Source organism: Buttiauxella sp. AC142 (genome assembly GCF_979253435.1).
Map to the genome: position 1 here is coordinate 1,858,710 of NZ_CEEDCH010000001.1, position 15,438 is coordinate 1,874,147.

The 15,438-nt window shown below is 49.2% G+C and carries 17 protein-coding genes; 10 read left to right on the forward strand and 7 right to left on the reverse strand.

Translation table 11 applies throughout. The annotated features are described in order from the left end of the window. Positions 1-38: 38 nt before the first annotated feature. Complete coding sequence (locus tag AC0IWZ_RS08510) at positions 39-341, reverse strand: DUF1161 domain-containing protein (protein ID WP_034495027.1); 303 nt, start codon at positions 339-341, stop codon at positions 39-41. A 109-nt stretch (positions 342-450) separates the two neighbouring features. Between AC0IWZ_RS08510 and AC0IWZ_RS08515 the strand changes: the two genes are divergently transcribed. Both AC0IWZ_RS08515 and AC0IWZ_RS08520 read left to right on the forward strand, forming a co-directional pair. Then, the gene (locus AC0IWZ_RS08515; protein WP_034495029.1) at positions 451-1,161 is read left to right on the forward strand and encodes a YnfC family lipoprotein; all 711 of its coding nucleotides are present in this window, start codon (positions 451-453) and stop codon (positions 1,159-1,161) included. A 33-nt stretch (positions 1,162-1,194) separates the two neighbouring features. Then, a complete protein-coding gene (locus AC0IWZ_RS08520) occupies positions 1,195-2,193 on the forward strand; it encodes a bile acid:sodium symporter family protein (RefSeq protein WP_471677617.1) in 999 nt (332 codons plus the stop codon). Positions 2,194-2,210: 17 nt separating this feature from the next. Here the strand turns inward: AC0IWZ_RS08520 and add are convergent, their stop codons facing one another. The 3 genes from add to malX form a co-directional block, all read right to left on the reverse strand. Continuing rightward, positions 2,211-3,212 carry an adenosine deaminase gene (gene add / locus AC0IWZ_RS08525; RefSeq protein WP_034495032.1) on the reverse strand — a complete coding sequence of 334 codons (1,002 nt, stop codon included), beginning with the start codon at positions 3,210-3,212 and terminating at the stop codon, positions 2,211-2,213. A 120-nt stretch (positions 3,213-3,332) separates the two neighbouring features. Beyond that, positions 3,333-4,505 carry a MalY/PatB family protein gene (locus AC0IWZ_RS08530; RefSeq protein WP_471677616.1) on the reverse strand — a complete coding sequence of 391 codons (1,173 nt, stop codon included), beginning with the start codon at positions 4,503-4,505 and terminating at the stop codon, positions 3,333-3,335. Positions 4,506-4,545: 40 nt separating this feature from the next. Further along, positions 4,546-6,138, reverse strand: a complete 1,593-nt coding sequence (gene malX, locus AC0IWZ_RS08535; RefSeq protein ID WP_034495036.1) for a maltose/glucose-specific PTS transporter subunit IIBC — start codon at positions 6,136-6,138, stop codon at positions 4,546-4,548. 184 nt (positions 6,139-6,322) lie between these two features. Here malX and AC0IWZ_RS08540 point away from each other — a divergent pair, with 184 nt between their 5' ends. After that, a complete protein-coding gene (locus tag AC0IWZ_RS08540) occupies positions 6,323-7,357 on the forward strand; it encodes a Mal regulon transcriptional regulator MalI (RefSeq protein ID WP_471677615.1) in 1,035 nt (344 codons plus the stop codon). A 53-nt stretch (positions 7,358-7,410) separates the two neighbouring features. Here the strand turns inward: AC0IWZ_RS08540 and AC0IWZ_RS08545 are convergent, their stop codons facing one another. The 3 genes from AC0IWZ_RS08545 to AC0IWZ_RS08555 all read right to left on the reverse strand — a co-directional run bounded on the left by AC0IWZ_RS08545 (position 7,411) and on the right by AC0IWZ_RS08555 (position 11,186). Next, entirely contained in the window at positions 7,411-9,390 is a 1,980-nt protein-coding gene (locus AC0IWZ_RS08545) for an alkyl/aryl-sulfatase (protein WP_471677614.1), read from the reverse strand. Between the two features lie 374 nt (positions 9,391-9,764). Further along, positions 9,765-10,775, reverse strand: a complete 1,011-nt coding sequence (locus tag AC0IWZ_RS08550) for a phage integrase (RefSeq protein ID WP_471677613.1) — start codon at positions 10,773-10,775, stop codon at positions 9,765-9,767. A 111-nt stretch (positions 10,776-10,886) separates the two neighbouring features. Beyond that, positions 10,887-11,186, reverse strand: a complete 300-nt coding sequence (locus AC0IWZ_RS08555) for a helix-turn-helix domain-containing protein (protein ID WP_471677611.1) — start codon at positions 11,184-11,186, stop codon at positions 10,887-10,889. A gap of 106 nt (positions 11,187-11,292) precedes the next feature. Between AC0IWZ_RS08555 and AC0IWZ_RS08560 the strand changes: the two genes are divergently transcribed. The 7 genes from AC0IWZ_RS08560 to AC0IWZ_RS08590 all read left to right on the forward strand — a co-directional run bounded on the left by AC0IWZ_RS08560 (position 11,293) and on the right by AC0IWZ_RS08590 (position 15,265). Continuing rightward, a complete protein-coding gene (locus tag AC0IWZ_RS08560) occupies positions 11,293-11,655 on the forward strand; it encodes a Cox family DNA-binding protein (protein WP_471677610.1) in 363 nt (120 codons plus the stop codon). A gap of 10 nt (positions 11,656-11,665) precedes the next feature. Continuing rightward, entirely contained in the window at positions 11,666-11,845 is a 180-nt protein-coding gene (locus AC0IWZ_RS08565) for a hypothetical protein (RefSeq protein WP_471677609.1), read from the forward strand. After that, on the forward strand, positions 11,842-12,342 hold the full coding sequence (locus AC0IWZ_RS08570) for a replication protein B (RefSeq protein ID WP_471677608.1): 501 nt from the start codon (positions 11,842-11,844) through the stop codon (positions 12,340-12,342). The genes AC0IWZ_RS08565 and AC0IWZ_RS08570 overlap by 4 nt, the downstream gene beginning before the upstream one ends. 66 nt (positions 12,343-12,408) lie before the next feature. Then, positions 12,409-12,648 (forward strand): DUF2732 family protein, encoded by a 240-nt coding sequence (locus AC0IWZ_RS08575; RefSeq protein WP_471677607.1) that lies wholly within the window; start codon positions 12,409-12,411, stop codon positions 12,646-12,648. Then, complete coding sequence (locus tag AC0IWZ_RS08580; RefSeq protein ID WP_471677606.1) at positions 12,641-12,931, forward strand: DUF5405 family protein; 291 nt, start codon at positions 12,641-12,643, stop codon at positions 12,929-12,931. Before AC0IWZ_RS08575 ends, AC0IWZ_RS08580 begins: the two co-directional genes overlap by 8 nt. 2 nt (positions 12,932-12,933) lie before the next feature. Continuing rightward, positions 12,934-13,209, forward strand: a complete 276-nt coding sequence (locus AC0IWZ_RS08585; protein WP_471677605.1) for a DUF5405 family protein — start codon at positions 12,934-12,936, stop codon at positions 13,207-13,209. After that, positions 13,193-15,265, forward strand: a complete 2,073-nt coding sequence (locus AC0IWZ_RS08590; RefSeq protein WP_471679072.1) for a replication endonuclease — start codon at positions 13,193-13,195, stop codon at positions 15,263-15,265. Before AC0IWZ_RS08585 ends, AC0IWZ_RS08590 begins: the two co-directional genes overlap by 17 nt. Positions 15,266-15,438: the final 173 nt, after the last annotated feature.

Here is a 15,438-nt window from a genome sequence, read left to right on the forward strand (position 1 = left end):
AGGGAGAGAGCGGGGCTGTGATGCCCCGGTTTAAGAGATTACTGCGGCTCGGTTTGTGTTCCATCCTGAGTGGTGCTGCCACTTGCCGGATTGTTGCCGCTGCTGGTCCGCGTATATAAGATTTTCTGCGTATCATTAGCGCAATGTCCTACGACCTGCGCATCGGGTTGGTCGGCCTGGTCGTTAGGGACAATCGTCAAACTAAATCCCGACTCAGGGACACCGTTATTAATAATCTTTTGCTGAATGTCGGCCTTAACTTTATCGCATGATGTCTGCGCGGCTAACACTGGAGTGGTCGCGATTAACAGACATACACCCAGCCAAATCGAGTGTTTCATGATCTCTTCCTTATGTTGAGAGTGCTATTAAAGAATAGTCGCTTTAGTGTAAATCGCTGTATTTGCTTATATCATGATTGTTACCTATCAAGTCGATGACAGGATTTACGTGAATAAAATCATTATCCTCTGTGCCCTGGCGGTGTCTATTGCCGGGTGCGACAATCAGAACAGTACCCTTTCCTACACGCCTGAAATGGCGAGTTTCTCCAATGAATTTGATTTCGATCCGTTGCGCGGGCCGGTTAAAGATTTCAGCCAAACGCTCATCAATGAAAAGGGCGAAGTGATTAAACGCGTGGTGGGTTTGGTGTCAGAGGAAGGGTGTTTCAACGAACTCGAATTTCACGATCTGGAAAATAATACCGGAGCCACGCTGGTGCTCGACGCCAATTATTACCTTGATTCGGTGAGTCGGGAAAGGCGAGTCAAGCTGCAAGGGAAATGCCAACTGGCTGAATTACCGGGCGCTGCCGTAACGTATGTGACGGACGATAACGGTTTTGTGGTCGCGGCTCACGGCGAAGGCACCGCCATCACTTATCAATATGATGCGCAGGGCTATCCTTTAGGTAAAACGACGACGGTAAAAACCGAGACTCTCGCCATCACCGCGAAAGCCGGTAGCGACGATAAGAAAAAGCTCGATTACACCTCTGAAAGTACGCTCAACGGCAAAGCGATTGCGGTGGTTAAGCAAACCTGCGATTACGATGGCCATTTCAACCCGCTGGAATGTGTTTTGCGCATTACCGATGAAAGTGTCGAACCGCCTAAAGTTGAAAGTTACACCATCAAAAACAGTATCAATTACTATTAATACTCTGGGTAAAACTTGCTTTAAGGAAGCCGGATGAATTGGTTGCAGCGTCTGAAAATTGACACATTTTTGCTGATTATGATTGGCGTGGTCGTAGTGGCTTCACTCTTCCCCTGCGAAGGGGCCATCAAAACGATGTTTGAATATCTGACAACCGCCGCGATTGCGCTGCTGTTTTTCATGCATGGAGCCAAACTTTCGCGCGAGGCCATTGTGGCGGGAGCGGGGCACTGGAAATTACACCTTGTCGTGTTTCTCAGCACCTTCGCACTGTTTCCGTTATTAGGCCTGGCGATGGGTTTTCTCTCGCCCGCCATTCTTAATCAGCCGCTGTATATGGGCTTCCTCTATCTTTGTGCGCTACCTGCCACGGTGCAGTCGGCCATTGCATTTACTTCGGTCGCGGGCGGCAACGTTGCGGCGGCGGTGTGTAGCGCATCGGCCTCCAGCATTCTGGGGATTTTCCTGTCGCCCGTTTTAGTTGGTGCGCTGATGAATACCCAGGAAGGAAGCACTGACACGTTACATGCGATTGGGAAAATCGTCCTGCAATTGATGGTGCCGTTTGTGGTGGGACATTTGTCGCGTCCGTTGATTGGCCGCTGGGTCGATAAACATAAGAAATTGATCAGCCTGACTGACCGCTCATCCATACTGCTGGTGGTGTATGTGGCGTTTAGCGAAGCGGTGGTGGAGGGCATCTGGCAGCAGGTGAATGGCACCGCGCTGCTCGGTGTGCTCGGTTGTTCTATTGTGTTGCTGGCGATTGTGCTGGTGATCAACACCTGGGTTGCACGCTTAATGGGTTTCATTACGGCAGACGAAATTACCATTGTGTTTTGTGGCTCGAAGAAAAGCCTCGCCAATGGCGTGCCGATGGCAAACGTGTTGTTCCCGGCGAGTGCCGTGGGGATGATGGTGCTGCCGCTGATGATCTTCCACCAGGTGCAATTGATGGTTTGCGCGGTGCTTGCGCAACGCTACGCGAAAAAAACGGCGAAGGAAAAAAGCGAGCTTGAGTCAGTTTCCTGACCCAAGCTGTAACAGGTTTAAGCCGCGCGAACTTTAGCGATCAGCGCCTGCTTTTCTGCGTCGGACAAGAAAGCAATTTTCAAACCATTCTCTTGTGCGGTGCGAATCTGCGCCGCACTCAAACCCGCCTGCGGTGCGGCAACCGTGTATTCATGAATAATATCGATGCCCTGAACCGCCGGGTCATCGGTATTAATCGTCGCCAGTACGCCTTTCTCGAGGAAGGTGATTAACGGATGCTTATCCAACGACGCGATGGTGCTGGTCTGGATATTCGACGTCAGGCAAGACTCAATGCCAATACCGTGTTCGGCCAGGAAATCCATTAACGCGGGATCTTCGATGGCTTTCACACCGTGACCGATACGCTCGGCACCCAGTTCACGAATCGCCTGCCAGATACTTTCCGGGCCTGCGGCTTCACCTGCATGAACGGTGATATGCCAGCCTGCGTCACGTGCGCGGTTGAAATGGTTCAGGAACAGGCTTCCTGGGAAACCCAACTCATCACCCGCCAGGTCAAGAGCAGTAATGCTATCGCGATGGGCGAGCAGCGCTTCGAGTTCGGCAAGGCATGCGGCTTCACCGAAAGTACGGCTCATAATGCCAATCAAGCGCGCTTCAACACCAAAATCGCGGCAACCCTGGCGTACGCCTTCAATAACGGCTTCCACCACGCCCGCAACCGGCAGGTTATGCGTCATCGCCATGTAGCCCGGTGAAAAACGCAGTTCAACATAATGCAGGCCGTTACGCGCGGCATCTTCAATATTTTCCCACGCCACGCGGCGACAGGCATCAAGGTCGGCCAGGACTTTCACGCCCCAGTCCAGCTTTTGCAGGAAACTCACCAGGTCCGGCGCAGTTTCAACGACTTGTACATGAGGACGAAGGGCTTCAAGGGAATCCGCCGGCAGCGGTAAATTAAACTGGCGGCCGAGATCGAGAATGGTTTGTGCACGAATATTGCCATCAAGGTGGCGGTGCAAATCAGTTAGCGGCAGGGTGGTATCAATCATGGTCGCACTCTTTTTTTGATTAAAGTGCGTAACAGTATAAAAACAAACGCACCTAAATAGCTACGTTGCGCAAATAATAAAGGGGAAGTTTAATTCCCCTCGTTGTTATTTCACGGCAGATTATTGCAGGGACTTAATCGCTGCAATCAGGCGTTTTACACCTTCTTCGAGCTTCACTCGCGGGCAACCCGCATTCAGACGCACGAAGCCTTTCCCTTCCTCGCCGTAAGTGTATCCCGGCATGATAGCGACTTTTTGCTGCTCGATTAACGCAGTTTGCAGCGCATTGTCATCAATACCCAGCGGGCGTAAATCAATCCACGCCAAATACGTTGACTCTGGCGGCTGCCAGTTCAGTTGCGCAAACTCAGCGTTGAGTGCATCGGCCACATAACGCAGATTACTTTGCAGGTAAGTCCGCAGTTCATCCAGCCATGCCGCGCCTTCCTGGTAAGCAGCAATATGGGCAATCACCGCAAGAATAGCGGGTGAGGAGAGACCGTCCTGGCCTTTGAGCACATTCAGGTATTTCTGGCGTTCATCGGCGTCATTAATCAGGCCATATGCCCCGGTTAATGCCGGAATGTTGAAGCTTTTGGAACCCGAAGTGAACAGTGCCCACTGGCCTTTTCCGACTTCATTCCAAGGGGTATGACGGTGGCCTTCCCACACCATATCCATATGGATTTCATCGCTAATAACACGTACACCGTGGCGTTCGCAAAGCGTTGCCATGGTATCGAGTTCCGCCCGCGTCCAGACTTTACCGGTTGGGTTTTGTGGGCTGCACAGCAGCATGATTTTGCATTCAGGCTTCGCCAGTTGTGCTTCAAGCGCTGCCATGTCGCACATCCAGCCGCTTGCGGTTTTATGCAGCGGCGCGCTAAATACCTGGCGCTTATTGCCCTCGATGGCTTTATAAAAGGCGTCGTAGGCCGGAGTGTGAATAAGCACGGCGTCGCCTGGTTCTGACCACTGGCGAATCAATTGTGAGACCATATAAATCACTGACGGGCCGTACACCACAGATTCTTTATCAATGAGGCTGTTAAAACGGACGTTGTACCAGTGAGCAATCGCCCCGAGGAACTCTTCATTCTTCCAGCGGCTGTAGCCTAAAACGCCGTGAGACAAACGTTTTTGCAGGGCATCGAGAATGACCGGAGCGGTAGGGAAATCCATATCGGAGATAGTGAAGGGCAGGAGATCGGCGGCACCGAAACGGTCTGCGACATAATCCCACTGGGTACACCAGGTTCCGTGACGGTCAACGGGGGTGGAGAAATCGAACATATCACCTCGCAACAAAGGGCGCCGAAGCGCCCATTGTGGTTTACGCCTGAGCAGTTTGCATCAGGTGCGCCATTTCATCTTTCACCGACTGGACCTGCGGCCCAATCACCACTTGCAGATTATGCTGGTTGAGTTGCACCACACCAATTGCGCGCAGATTTTTCAATGCAGCACTGTCCACCAAAGCCATATCTTTCACCGACATACGCAGACGCGTGATGCAGTTATCGAGTGAGACAATATTATCCGCACCGCCGAGGGCTGCCAACATCGCTGGGACATTGTAGCCAGATTTACCGACCTGACCGGCGATGGCTTTTTCAGCGCTGGTGGTGGTGTCAATATCGCGACCTGGTGTTTTGATATTGAAGCGCGTAATGGCGAAGCGGAAGATGGCGTAGTACGCCGCAAACCAGATAGCTGCAACCACTGGCACCATATACCATTTTGTTGCCAGACCGTGCAGGATACCAAACACCACAAAGTCGATAACGTTGCCATCGGTATTGCCGATTGTCACGCCAAGAACAGCCATGATGGTAAAGCCAAGGCCGGTCAATAACGCGTGGATAACATACAGAACCGGAGCCACGAACAAGAACAGGAACTCAAGCGGTTCAGTGGTGCCGCCAATCACACAAGCGATCACACCAGAAATCAGCAGGCCTTTAATTTTATGACGGTTTTCTGGGCGAGCACAGTGATACATCGCCAGTGCCGCACCCGGCAAACCCCCGAGGAACGCAGGCATTTTACCCTGAGACAGGAAGCGGGTCGCACTTTCGGAGAAGCCATGAACACTCGGGCAACTCAACTGCGCCTGGAAGATGGTCAATGCGCCGCTGACGCTATGACCACAAACATCCATCGTGCCGCCTGCATCCGTAAAGCGAATCAGCGCAACAAGGATGTGGTGTAAGCCAAATGGCAGCAATAAACGCTCGCCCGTCCCGAAGATCATCGGGCCAAACATGCCTGCGCTGTTGATCATATTGCCCAGTGCGTTGATCCCGGCTGCAAAAACAGGCCAAATCAACGGGATAACCAGACCTACCAGCCCCATAACGACTGTAGTAATGATTGGCACAAAGCGCGTACCGCCGAAGAAGGCTAAAGCATCTGGCAGGCGTACATTGTGGAAACGTTCGTGAAGCAGGAAAACGATGATCCCGACAATGACCGCACCCAAAATACCGGTATCAATAGACTGAATACCCAGGATATTTTGAATGTTGTTTGCTTTCAGGATTGCTGCATCAGTGGTTGGCAGAATGCCTTTGGCGGTTAGCCAGAAGTTCACCGCCAGGTTCATTACCGCATAACCGACAAAACCGGCAAACGCAGCAACACCTTTGTTTTCACGCGCAAGGCCGAGTGGGATGGCGATACAGAACATGATCGGCAGGAAACTAAAAGCAAACGAACCGACTTTGCCCATCCAGGTGAAAATCAGTTGTAAAACGGGATTACCTAAAGCCGGAAGTAATGTAACAACATCGTGACTGCTTAGTGAACTGCCGATACCGAGCATGATGCCGCAGAATGACAACAATGCCACTGGCAACATAAACGTTTTGCCAAGGTTTTGAAAAAACTCCCAAAGCGTAATTTTTTGTGGTGTATTAGCCGCCATAACGACTCCTTTAACCCTGGTTAATAAATGAGTAGTGGTACAAAACGAGACGGATGATAAAACGTTTTACCAAGCTTTATTGAGTGTTAGTTCACAGATCCAAAGCGCAGTACAGTGCCTAATATGCTCATACGGGTTAAACGTTTTATCACCCAATTTGCTTCATGGAGGATTCGTCTGACTAATGACGATTCAAGAAAAGAAAATAACCATTCACGAAGTCGCTGAAGCCGCAGGGGTTTCTGTCACGACAGTTTCGCTGGTGCTTAGCGGCAAAGGTCGCATCTCTCCGGCGACCGGGTTACGCGTGAATGAAGCCATCGAAAAATTAGGATTCGTGCGCAATAGACAAGCTGTTTCATTGCGTGGAGGCCAAAGCGGCGTGATTGGTTTGATCGTGCGCGATCTTTGTAACCCTTTCTATGCGGAGCTGACGGCAGGCCTGACGGATGAACTGGAGAAGCAGGGCAAACTGTTGTTTCTGACGCAAAGCGGCGCGCAAGGGCAGCATATGCAGCGTTGCTTTGACATGCTGGTGGCGCAGGGCGTGGACGGGATTATTGTGGCAGGCGCGGCAGGACAGGGGGCAGATATGCGCGCCATTGCCGAACAAAAGAACCTGCCGCTGGTGTTTGCCTCCCGCGCCAGTTATCTCGACGAAGCCGATATCATCAGGCCTGATAACATGCAGGCCGCGCAGCTGGTGACCGAGCATTTAATCAAACGCGGGCACCAGAGGATTGCGTGGCTGGGTGGCGACGGATCGTCATTAACTCGCGCCGAACGCGTCGGCGGCTACTGCGCCACATTGCTGCAATACGGTTTACCATTCCACAGCGAGTGGATTATTGAATGCGAACCGAGCCAGAAAAAGGCAGCAGACGCCATTACCACATTGTTGCAGCATAACCCGACCATTACCGCCGTGCTTTGCCACAACAGTATTGTGGCGATGGGCGCATGGTTCGGTTTACTGCGAGCGGGGCGGCAAAGCGGCGAGGGAAGTATCGACAGTTACTACGACAGGCACGTGGCGCTGGCAGCTTTCGCGGAAGTGATGGACGACGAACTGGATGATTTGCCCTTAACCTGGGTGTCAACACCGGCCCGAGAAATCGGCCGCAGTGCCGGGCAGCGGATTATTAAACGAGTGCAAAACGATAACGAAGAGGCTCGGAGTCAGATTATGCCGGCGAGATTAGTGATACGTAAAAACTAAATTGAGATCCCTGATGTAAATACCCTGCGGCATCGCTGCCGCAGGGTATGCATTTATGGCGTAACGATATTGAACCAGAACTCAAACTTGTCCATATAGCCCAACATCTCATCGAGCTTCGCACCATTACCGGTGACTTTAACCTCGCCTTTATCTTCAGCCTGCTTCAGGGTTTCTTCTTTCAGGATGATTTTATTCAGCGTGTCACGGTTCAGAGCAATCGTGGCATCAGCATCTTTCGCTTCGGCATTAGGCGTGTGGTTTAGCACGCCGTTTTCCAGCTCCAGCTTGTACTTACCGCCGTCGCTACCCAGGTCGATATTAAATACCGCTTTGGCATTACCCGCTTTTTCACCGTTGATATGTACCGCCAGGAAATCGAAGAACATTTCAGGCGTCATCGCACGAACGGTATCCGGGCTTGCCGTATTCGGTGTTGGGCCTTTAACCACACCATTGCGCAGCTCCTGAGCACCGGTCAGGTAGAAGTTACGCCATGGGCCAGACTCTGCCTGATAACCCAGTTGTTCCAGTGCGTCCGCTTCCAGGTTACGCGCATTCTGGTTATTTGGATCGGCAAACACCACTTTACTCACCACCTGAGCAACCCAACGGTAGTTACCCTGGTCAAAGTCGGTTTTCGCTTTCTGAAGAATCGCATCGGCACCGCCCATGTACTCAACAAATTTCTTAGCCGCTTCTTCCGGCGGTAATTCATCAAGCGTTGCCGGGTTGCCATCGTACCAGCCGAGATACAGCACATAGGTCGCTTTTACGTCATGGCTGATGGAGCCGTAATAGCCGCGGTTAGCCCAGGTCTTCGCCAGGCTGTCTGGTAGTTTGAAGTTGGCAGCAATTTCATCGCGTGTCAGGCCTTCGTTAGCCATGCGCAGGGTCTGGTCGTTGATATAACGATACAGGTCACGCTGGCTTTTCAGCAGGCCAACCACGTTTTCGTTACCCCATGTCGGCCAGTGGTGCTGAGCCATAATGATTTCGGCTTTGTCACCCCAACGCACAATGGCTTCGTTGATGTATTTCGACCATGGTAGCGGTTCACGAATTTTCGCGCCGCGCAGAGAGTAAGTATTGTGCAGAGTGTGAGTCACATCCTCTGCGGCTTCGATGAGTTTCTTCTCTTCGATATACCACAGCATTTCAGACGGGGCTTCTGAACCCGGTGCCAGCATGAAGTCATACGTCAGACCATCAATGACTTCCTTCTGACCATCTTTCTCGATGATGTTCGTTGGGGCAATCAGCGTCACGGTACCCGCTGAGGTGGTGGTGCCCAGACCCGCGCCGACCTGGCCGGTGGCTTCAGGTTTCAGGAGGTTGCCATACATATAGCTGGCACGGCGGCTCATGACATTGCCCGCCATAATGTTTTCCGCGACCGCTGCTTCCATGAAGCCTGCTGGCGCATAAACTTTTACCTTCCCGGATTTCACATCCGCTTCATCTACCACACCACGCACGCCGCCATAATGGTCAACGTGGCTATGGGTATAAATGATGGCGACGACAGGTTTATTGCCGCGATTTTTGAAGTACAAATCCATGCCGACTTTTGCTGTTTCTGCTGAAACCAGCGGGTCAACGACGGTAATCCCTTCTTTACCCTCAATGATGGTCATGTTGGATAAATCGAGGTTACGGATCTGGTAAACGCCCTCAGTCACTTCAAACAGACCGCTGATATTGATCAACTGAGACTGTCGCCAGAGGCTCGGGTTTACGGTGTCAGGGGATTTTTCCCCTTCTTTAATAAATGCATACTGTTGCGGGTTCCAGATAACATTTCCCTGCTCGCCTTTAATCACCTCCTGAGGTAAAGCGGCGATAAAGCCTTTGTGAGCATTCGTGAAATCGGTGTTATCGGAAAAAGGAAGCTGGTTATAAAGTGCATCGTTAGCTTGCTTTGTTGACGCTGTGGCACCTTTTGGTGCTACCTGCGCGAACAAAGGTGTCAGTGCAGTGGAGGAAAGCAACCCTGCCAGTGCAAGACTTTTGACGATCAACGTAAGTCTCATTTGTACCCCTCATGTTAAAACCTTCTAACTACTCAGCTTCTTCGAGTAATCACATCTGGAAATTATTTGGTCGCTTAAGTGATAAGAATCACTGCTAAGCATTTTCGTTTTATAAATATAACCAAAGAGTTACATTTCGCCACTTAAGAATACAAATAATTTATGTTTGTGCTACTGAGGGGGATTCTGTTTAAAAAGATTTTCAAAAATGCACCATCAACGGAAACAAAAGCGCGTTACCGCCAGTGCCAGAATGTGAATCGAAGGATGCGATAAACGAAAAAGCCTCCCGTGGGGGACTCACTACCCCCTTGATACACAAGGGGGTCTATAACAATCAATGAGTTAACTTTTCAAAGTCGAGCTAACAAGCACTAACTAGTACAGGATTGTGGACATTCTATGGACACTGAGACTAAAGGATTTCGACTAACAGCATCATGTAAATGGTCTGGTGCAAAATGAGCATAGGCCATCGTTTGTTGTATGGTTGCATGACCAAGAATTCGTTGCAGGGTGATAATATTTCCCCCGTTAATCATGAAGTGTGTTGCAAACGTATGGCGCAAAACATGAAGTGCCTGCCCGTCTGGTAAATCAGGTTTCATGGATTTAAGTACATTTCTTACTCGCTGATAGTTAGCCATGAGTAATTTGCCGCTTTGTTTGAGCTTGATCCTTTTCTCAAGTTCAGCTGATATCGGAACAGCACGACGTCTGCCGCTTTTGGTTTGGTTAAAAATAACTTTACCTCCGATGATGTTCTCAGCTTTTAACGACGAAACCTCTCCCCATCTCCCACCAGTTGCGAGACTTAGAAGAACGACTTTCAGATCATCACCCTCTAACAGGGTAAGTAGTTTCTGAATCTCCTCAGTCGTCAGATAAGTCATTTCGCTTACCTGTTCTTTGAGGCGCTTAATTCCCCTGAAAGGGTTATCGTTCTGAAATTCGCCAGCATTAACCAACTTTGTGAACATGCCACTAAGGAAAATGTGGTGTCTGTTGACACTGGTATTTTTCAATCCGGCATCAATCATTTTCGCTCTGTAGCTCATGATTGATTTTGTCGTGAGTTGGTCTGCGCGAGTGATGCCCATTTCAGCTAAATAGCCGATAATCGTCGTCAGTCGTTCTTTGTCCTTCTCACCGCGAGCATGTGAACGCCCAAAATACAACCACCATAAATCAAGTAATTCAGTAAGCTTACGCCTATCTGCTGCCTTTGAGAGCCAGGGTTTGTTATGCATCTGGCTTATTGTGTGGCGCTCAAAAATCTGTGCTTCACCTTTAGTATTAAATTTCCGCCTGATGCGCTTTCCGTCGGCACCTTGCGGTCGAATGTCCACTTCATAACGACCATCATCAAGCTTCTTAATCGACATAGCGAAGCCCTCCGATAGTGTTTAAATCAAAACTAGGTTTATTAAAAAATATTCGCCCACTCAAACAGTTAGGTTGTAAACAAGTTGAGCATTCCTGCAATGCACTTATCGTCAGCCAGTCTTTTTGTCTGAGGACGGTAATGTTGTTACGTCTTGCCCAAAGTGTGCGAGAGCCGGTGCTATTTGACCGGCCGCAGGATCTACTTCATCGAACATAAACCAATCACGGTATTTGCGAAAACGTGGGTGTTTAAAGAGCTTAATTCCTGCCTCCATGGACATTTTAGCTTTGCCTGACTCATAGCCATGGTAGCTGGAATAATTTAATCCAACTAATTCAGCAACTTCCTTGGATTTTAGGCGTTCAGAGTCCCTGATTAGCTTTAATTTCTCGGATTGATCAATTGACATTTAATCGCATATCTCCCATTATTTTGGATATCTAGACTTTGAAAGGCACCAACTAGATCTAAGTGGTTCTAATTGGAAATAAGAAATCAAATTGGAGAATAGCAAAATGATGTCTGAATCTGAAATGCTTCAATCAATTACCCTTGTTGATAAAAAAGTTAACGAGGAGAAAGGACAGAAAAAACTGGTGGGTTTATCCCCAGTACCATCAGAACTTCTCTCAAAAGAGGGCTTTGCTCTTTATGTAGGTAAGACCACAACAGCTGTAGTTGCAATGGCAAAAGCAGGCAAATTACCAGCTTTTTACATGGCTGATCCTAGTAAACCCGGTGGACTTGCTGAATTGTGGATTCACAAAGGGGAATGGGATAAGTACGCGCGGCAGTTAGTCGATAGTGCTCCCGAAGAATGGCACGACTGGAAGAACCGCATAAGCGCAAATAAACCTCGTCGTCACCATGCGGCATAAGGGGAAGGGCATGTCAGAACCAAGATGTATTGCTCAACTCCTGCATAATCATCAGGCCACTCGCCCGATGGATTTCACTATTACCCACGGTAAAGGACGTCGAGGCGTAATTATTCGTCAGGCTCGTCGTTATAAAATTGCCGGTGCTTTTCAGCGATGCCTGAAAGTGGCAGGGAGACTATTTAAATGACAGTCATGACATTTGCAGTAGTGAAAAATCAACCGGCTGGTCTGCGTGGCCTGGTTGCTAAACATCTGGCAAAACCTCGCTGGGTTGAATCCTGTAATTTCTACAATGACATGCTGGAACGTGAACGCCTTACAGTTTGCTTTCACGCTCAGTTAAAACAACGCCATTCTGTCATGCGTCTGGAAGAAATGAACGATTGTGATCGTGAGCGTATTGTCTGTGCCATTGATGAACTACGCGGCGCATTCACAAAACAGCGAGCTATAGGTGTAAGCAAAGCAGGATTTATAGGTCGTCTTACTGTGAGCCAGCGGCGAACACTGTTTTTACATGCCGGACTGTCGGAAGACGAATTTAATCAACCTTATTGGTATATAGAAAACGAACAATGTACCTGGCGGGATGCTTTAATAAGGGCATTGCGCGAGCTATTTAATTTATTTGAGTACACGCCAGCAATATTGACAGCGGTTAAACCTGAACAATATCTCCATTAATTAACCGGTAGAAAAAATTAACACACTTCACTGTGTGGGGCTTTTTATTATCTGGAGTCAGGGTTTATGCAAAAAGAAATTAATCATCAATGTAATACAGTACAGTTAAATTCACTTCTCACTCATGCCCGAGCGGAAGCTAGGGCAGATGCGGCTGTTAAATACTCGTCACATATTGATGGGCTTATTCGCCACATTACGAAAAACGAATTATCGGGTGTTGAGATTGTGGATCTACTTCACCAGGAATCTCAGAAGCTGCATAAGTCAGGTCTCAGCTATCAGAGAGGGCTGGCCTGTGAGTAGCCGCCGGATTATCGTCAAAAACTGGTATGCGGTTTCGAAGCTGAATGGCTCCTTTGTCCTGGCTGATGTTAAACACGATAAGGACACCGGCGTAGTTTCTTATCCAACGGTCGCAATTTATTCCAGTGAGTTAAAGCTGATTTCCGACCTGATTAACCTGATGGTCAAACGGGCTGTTTATCTGAAACGAGTCAATAACACCCGCGAGCTTTTAAAAGAGATAAATCATTGTGGCGAACTGTGTCAGACCGTCATGAATAAAATCAATAATAGTGAGAGTTAATTATGTCTGTTCATATTCAGGTTAGCGATAAGTGGGTCATTACCAGCGACCAGTATCAGTTTATTTTGCAGGAAAAGAAGATTGCGAAAACAGGCAAAATGGCGGGCAAAGAATGGTTAGATACTATTGGTTATTACCCGAAGATTAACCAGCTTGTAACCGGTCTGATCCATCATCACATCCAGACCTCGGTTGTTGATTCGGTTGAGGCAATGGCCGCAGAAATTGCGCGTATTGCACAGGTATGTGAAAACGCTTTTAATGCCAATGCTCAATAATGAGCGGGGGCGTATCGCTCCTTCTGCCACACCTCTGAATCAAGGCACCGGCAAATCATTCGTCGGTGCTTATCCCTGGAACGCACCACGCGAGGCTATCTCGCGAGATCCCTATGACAGACCGCTTACACGTGATGAACACCGTCAGGTGCAAGCGGTTTTAGCTGAAATAAATACGCTCCCGCATAACCTCAGCACCAAATTCAGTAACCGCTATGACTGGCTGAAACGCCACTCAAGCCAGCTTGATGCATTGCGGTTCCTGACCTCCACTTTCAAGCGGCGCTTATGGCCACGCATTGAACGCGTAAATCGCAATCACCGGATGAACACCGACGCTTCAATACGTTTTTTGTCCGAACAGGATGCTTACTCACATCTGCCGGGTATGAACGATAAAGCGCTGGAGAAGTTCGCGGGACGGATAGCGGCTCAGTTATTCAGTGCATATGAAGAACTCAGCGACAGCTATGCCAGCGAACATGAGGGCGAAAAAAAAGAAGTGCTGTTTACCGATGAGGCTCAATCCTGGCTTTACGGTGAAATTGCGGGGGCAGCCCGCGCGTTCAATGTCACGCCGCTGCACTGGAAAAAGTATCGCAAAGGAAAGCTGACTGCACGTGAAGCGTTTTCAGCCGTTTTCCGTCTGATTACCGATGACTGGTGGGTTGCTCAGTTTAAAGCACAGCGCACCCGATGGAATGAAGCGCTGTTAATTGCGGTCGGCGAGGTCAGTAAAAAACGTTCACCTTACGCCAGCAAACAAGCCATTCGGGATGTACATGCGCGTCGCCTGGCTAATCTGGAATATCTGAAAAGCCGCGAACTAGAGAACGTGGAAACCGGCGAGCGAATCGACCTGATTGATAAGGTGCTTAAAAGCATTTCTAACCCTGAAATCCGCCGCATGGAATTAATGAACACTATTGCGGGTATTGAGCGTTACGCCTCCAGCAAGGGTGATGTCGGAATGTTTATTACCATAACGACCCCATCCAAATATCACCCGACACGCGTCGCAGGTGCGGATAAAACCGTCCTGCTTAACCATAAATGGAACGAAGAAGCCTACAGCCCGAAAGATGGTCAGCGCTATCTGTGTGGCATCTGGAGCAAGATGCGCACTGCATTCAAAGACAATGACCTGAATGTGTATGGCATGCGCGTCGTCGAGCCTCATCACGATGGCACACCGCACTGGCACATGATGCTTTTCTGCCAGCCTGACCAGCGTCAGCAGGTTATCCGGATCATGAGTCGTTACTCTTTAAAAGAAGATGGTGATGAACCTGGGGCGGCGAAAAATCGCTTTGAATGTAAGCACCTCAACAAAGGTGGGGCGGCGGGTTATATCGCAAAATACATCGCGAAGAATATCGACGGTTACGCTCTGGATGGCGAACTGGATAAAGACACCGGCAAGCCGTTAAAAGACACCGCAGCAGCCGTTAATGCCTGGGCGTCCACATGGCGCATCCCTCAATTTAAACCGATTGGTGTGCCGACAATGGGCGCTTATCGCGAGCTGCGTAAATTACCGCGTGGCGTGAGCATCGCCAGTGAGCTTGATGAGCGAGTCGAAGATGTCAGAGCCGCAGCCGACGGCGGTGATTTTGACTTGTACATTGCTGCACAGGGTGGGGCAAACGTACCACGTGACACGCAGACTGTCCGGGTTGCCCGTAAGGTGGCTGACGAGCTTAATGCGTATGACGAGGAGGTGCAGAAGGTTGTGGGCATTTTCGCCCCGCATCTTGGTTCTGACAATGTTCATGTTACGCGTACAACTCAATGGCGCATCGTTGCAAAAGCCGTTGACGTTGACCTTAATCTTTTGACCGTAAAGAGCGGCTCTGCCGCGACTCGGAGTCCTGTCAATAACTGTGGGTTAGGTGGTTTGAATAGTGAAATGGAAAGAGCACTTACGGCGTCGGAGCAAGGTGTGGAGGTGCTTAATCTGCTGGATTGTGACAATGTTAGCTGGGGTAATATTGATGTTAGAGCAGAGCTCTGGAGTATATTAAAGACAGGGCCATCAGGCTTCCCTGCTACCTAAAAATATAAAATCATGATGTAATATTTCTATGTAATAGTTGTGATGATTCTTAAGAGATATTTGTGAAGGTTTGGAATGACCACGTGGTTAATAAGGTTGGTATGTTAATAGAGCTATAATGTTTAAATAAAATGTAAGGTATTACGTATGAAAATGTGCGTGCAGACATTAGA

Excerpts from the sequence above, each read along its gene's own strand:
- AC0IWZ_RS08510 (WP_034495027.1), bottom strand. The coding sequence starts at position 341 with ATGAAACACTCGATTTGGCTGGGTGTATGTCTGTTAATCGCGACCACT.
- AC0IWZ_RS08520 (WP_471677617.1), top strand. The coding sequence starts at position 1,195 with ATGAATTGGTTGCAGCGTCTGAAAATTGACACATTTTTGCTGATTATG.
- add (WP_034495032.1), bottom strand. The coding sequence starts at position 3,212 with ATGATTGATACCACCCTGCCGCTAACTGATTTGCACCGCCACCTTGAT.
- AC0IWZ_RS08530 (WP_471677616.1), bottom strand. The coding sequence starts at position 4,505 with ATGTTCGATTTCTCCACCCCCGTTGACCGTCACGGAACCTGGTGTACC.
- malX (WP_034495036.1), bottom strand. The coding sequence starts at position 6,138 with ATGGCGGCTAATACACCACAAAAAATTACGCTTTGGGAGTTTTTTCAA.
- AC0IWZ_RS08540 (WP_471677615.1), top strand. The coding sequence starts at position 6,323 with ATGACGATTCAAGAAAAGAAAATAACCATTCACGAAGTCGCTGAAGCC.
- AC0IWZ_RS08545 (WP_471677614.1), bottom strand. The coding sequence starts at position 9,390 with ATGAGACTTACGTTGATCGTCAAAAGTCTTGCACTGGCAGGGTTGCTT.
- AC0IWZ_RS08550 (WP_471677613.1), bottom strand. The coding sequence starts at position 10,775 with ATGTCGATTAAGAAGCTTGATGATGGTCGTTATGAAGTGGACATTCGA.
- AC0IWZ_RS08555 (WP_471677611.1), bottom strand. The coding sequence starts at position 11,186 with ATGTCAATTGATCAATCCGAGAAATTAAAGCTAATCAGGGACTCTGAA.
- AC0IWZ_RS08560 (WP_471677610.1), top strand. The coding sequence starts at position 11,293 with ATGATGTCTGAATCTGAAATGCTTCAATCAATTACCCTTGTTGATAAA.
- AC0IWZ_RS08565 (WP_471677609.1), top strand. The coding sequence starts at position 11,666 with ATGTCAGAACCAAGATGTATTGCTCAACTCCTGCATAATCATCAGGCC.
- AC0IWZ_RS08570 (WP_471677608.1), top strand. The coding sequence starts at position 11,842 with ATGACAGTCATGACATTTGCAGTAGTGAAAAATCAACCGGCTGGTCTG.
- AC0IWZ_RS08575 (WP_471677607.1), top strand. The coding sequence starts at position 12,409 with ATGCAAAAAGAAATTAATCATCAATGTAATACAGTACAGTTAAATTCA.
- AC0IWZ_RS08585 (WP_471677605.1), top strand. The coding sequence starts at position 12,934 with ATGTCTGTTCATATTCAGGTTAGCGATAAGTGGGTCATTACCAGCGAC.
- AC0IWZ_RS08590 (WP_471679072.1), top strand. The coding sequence starts at position 13,193 with ATGCCAATGCTCAATAATGAGCGGGGGCGTATCGCTCCTTCTGCCACA.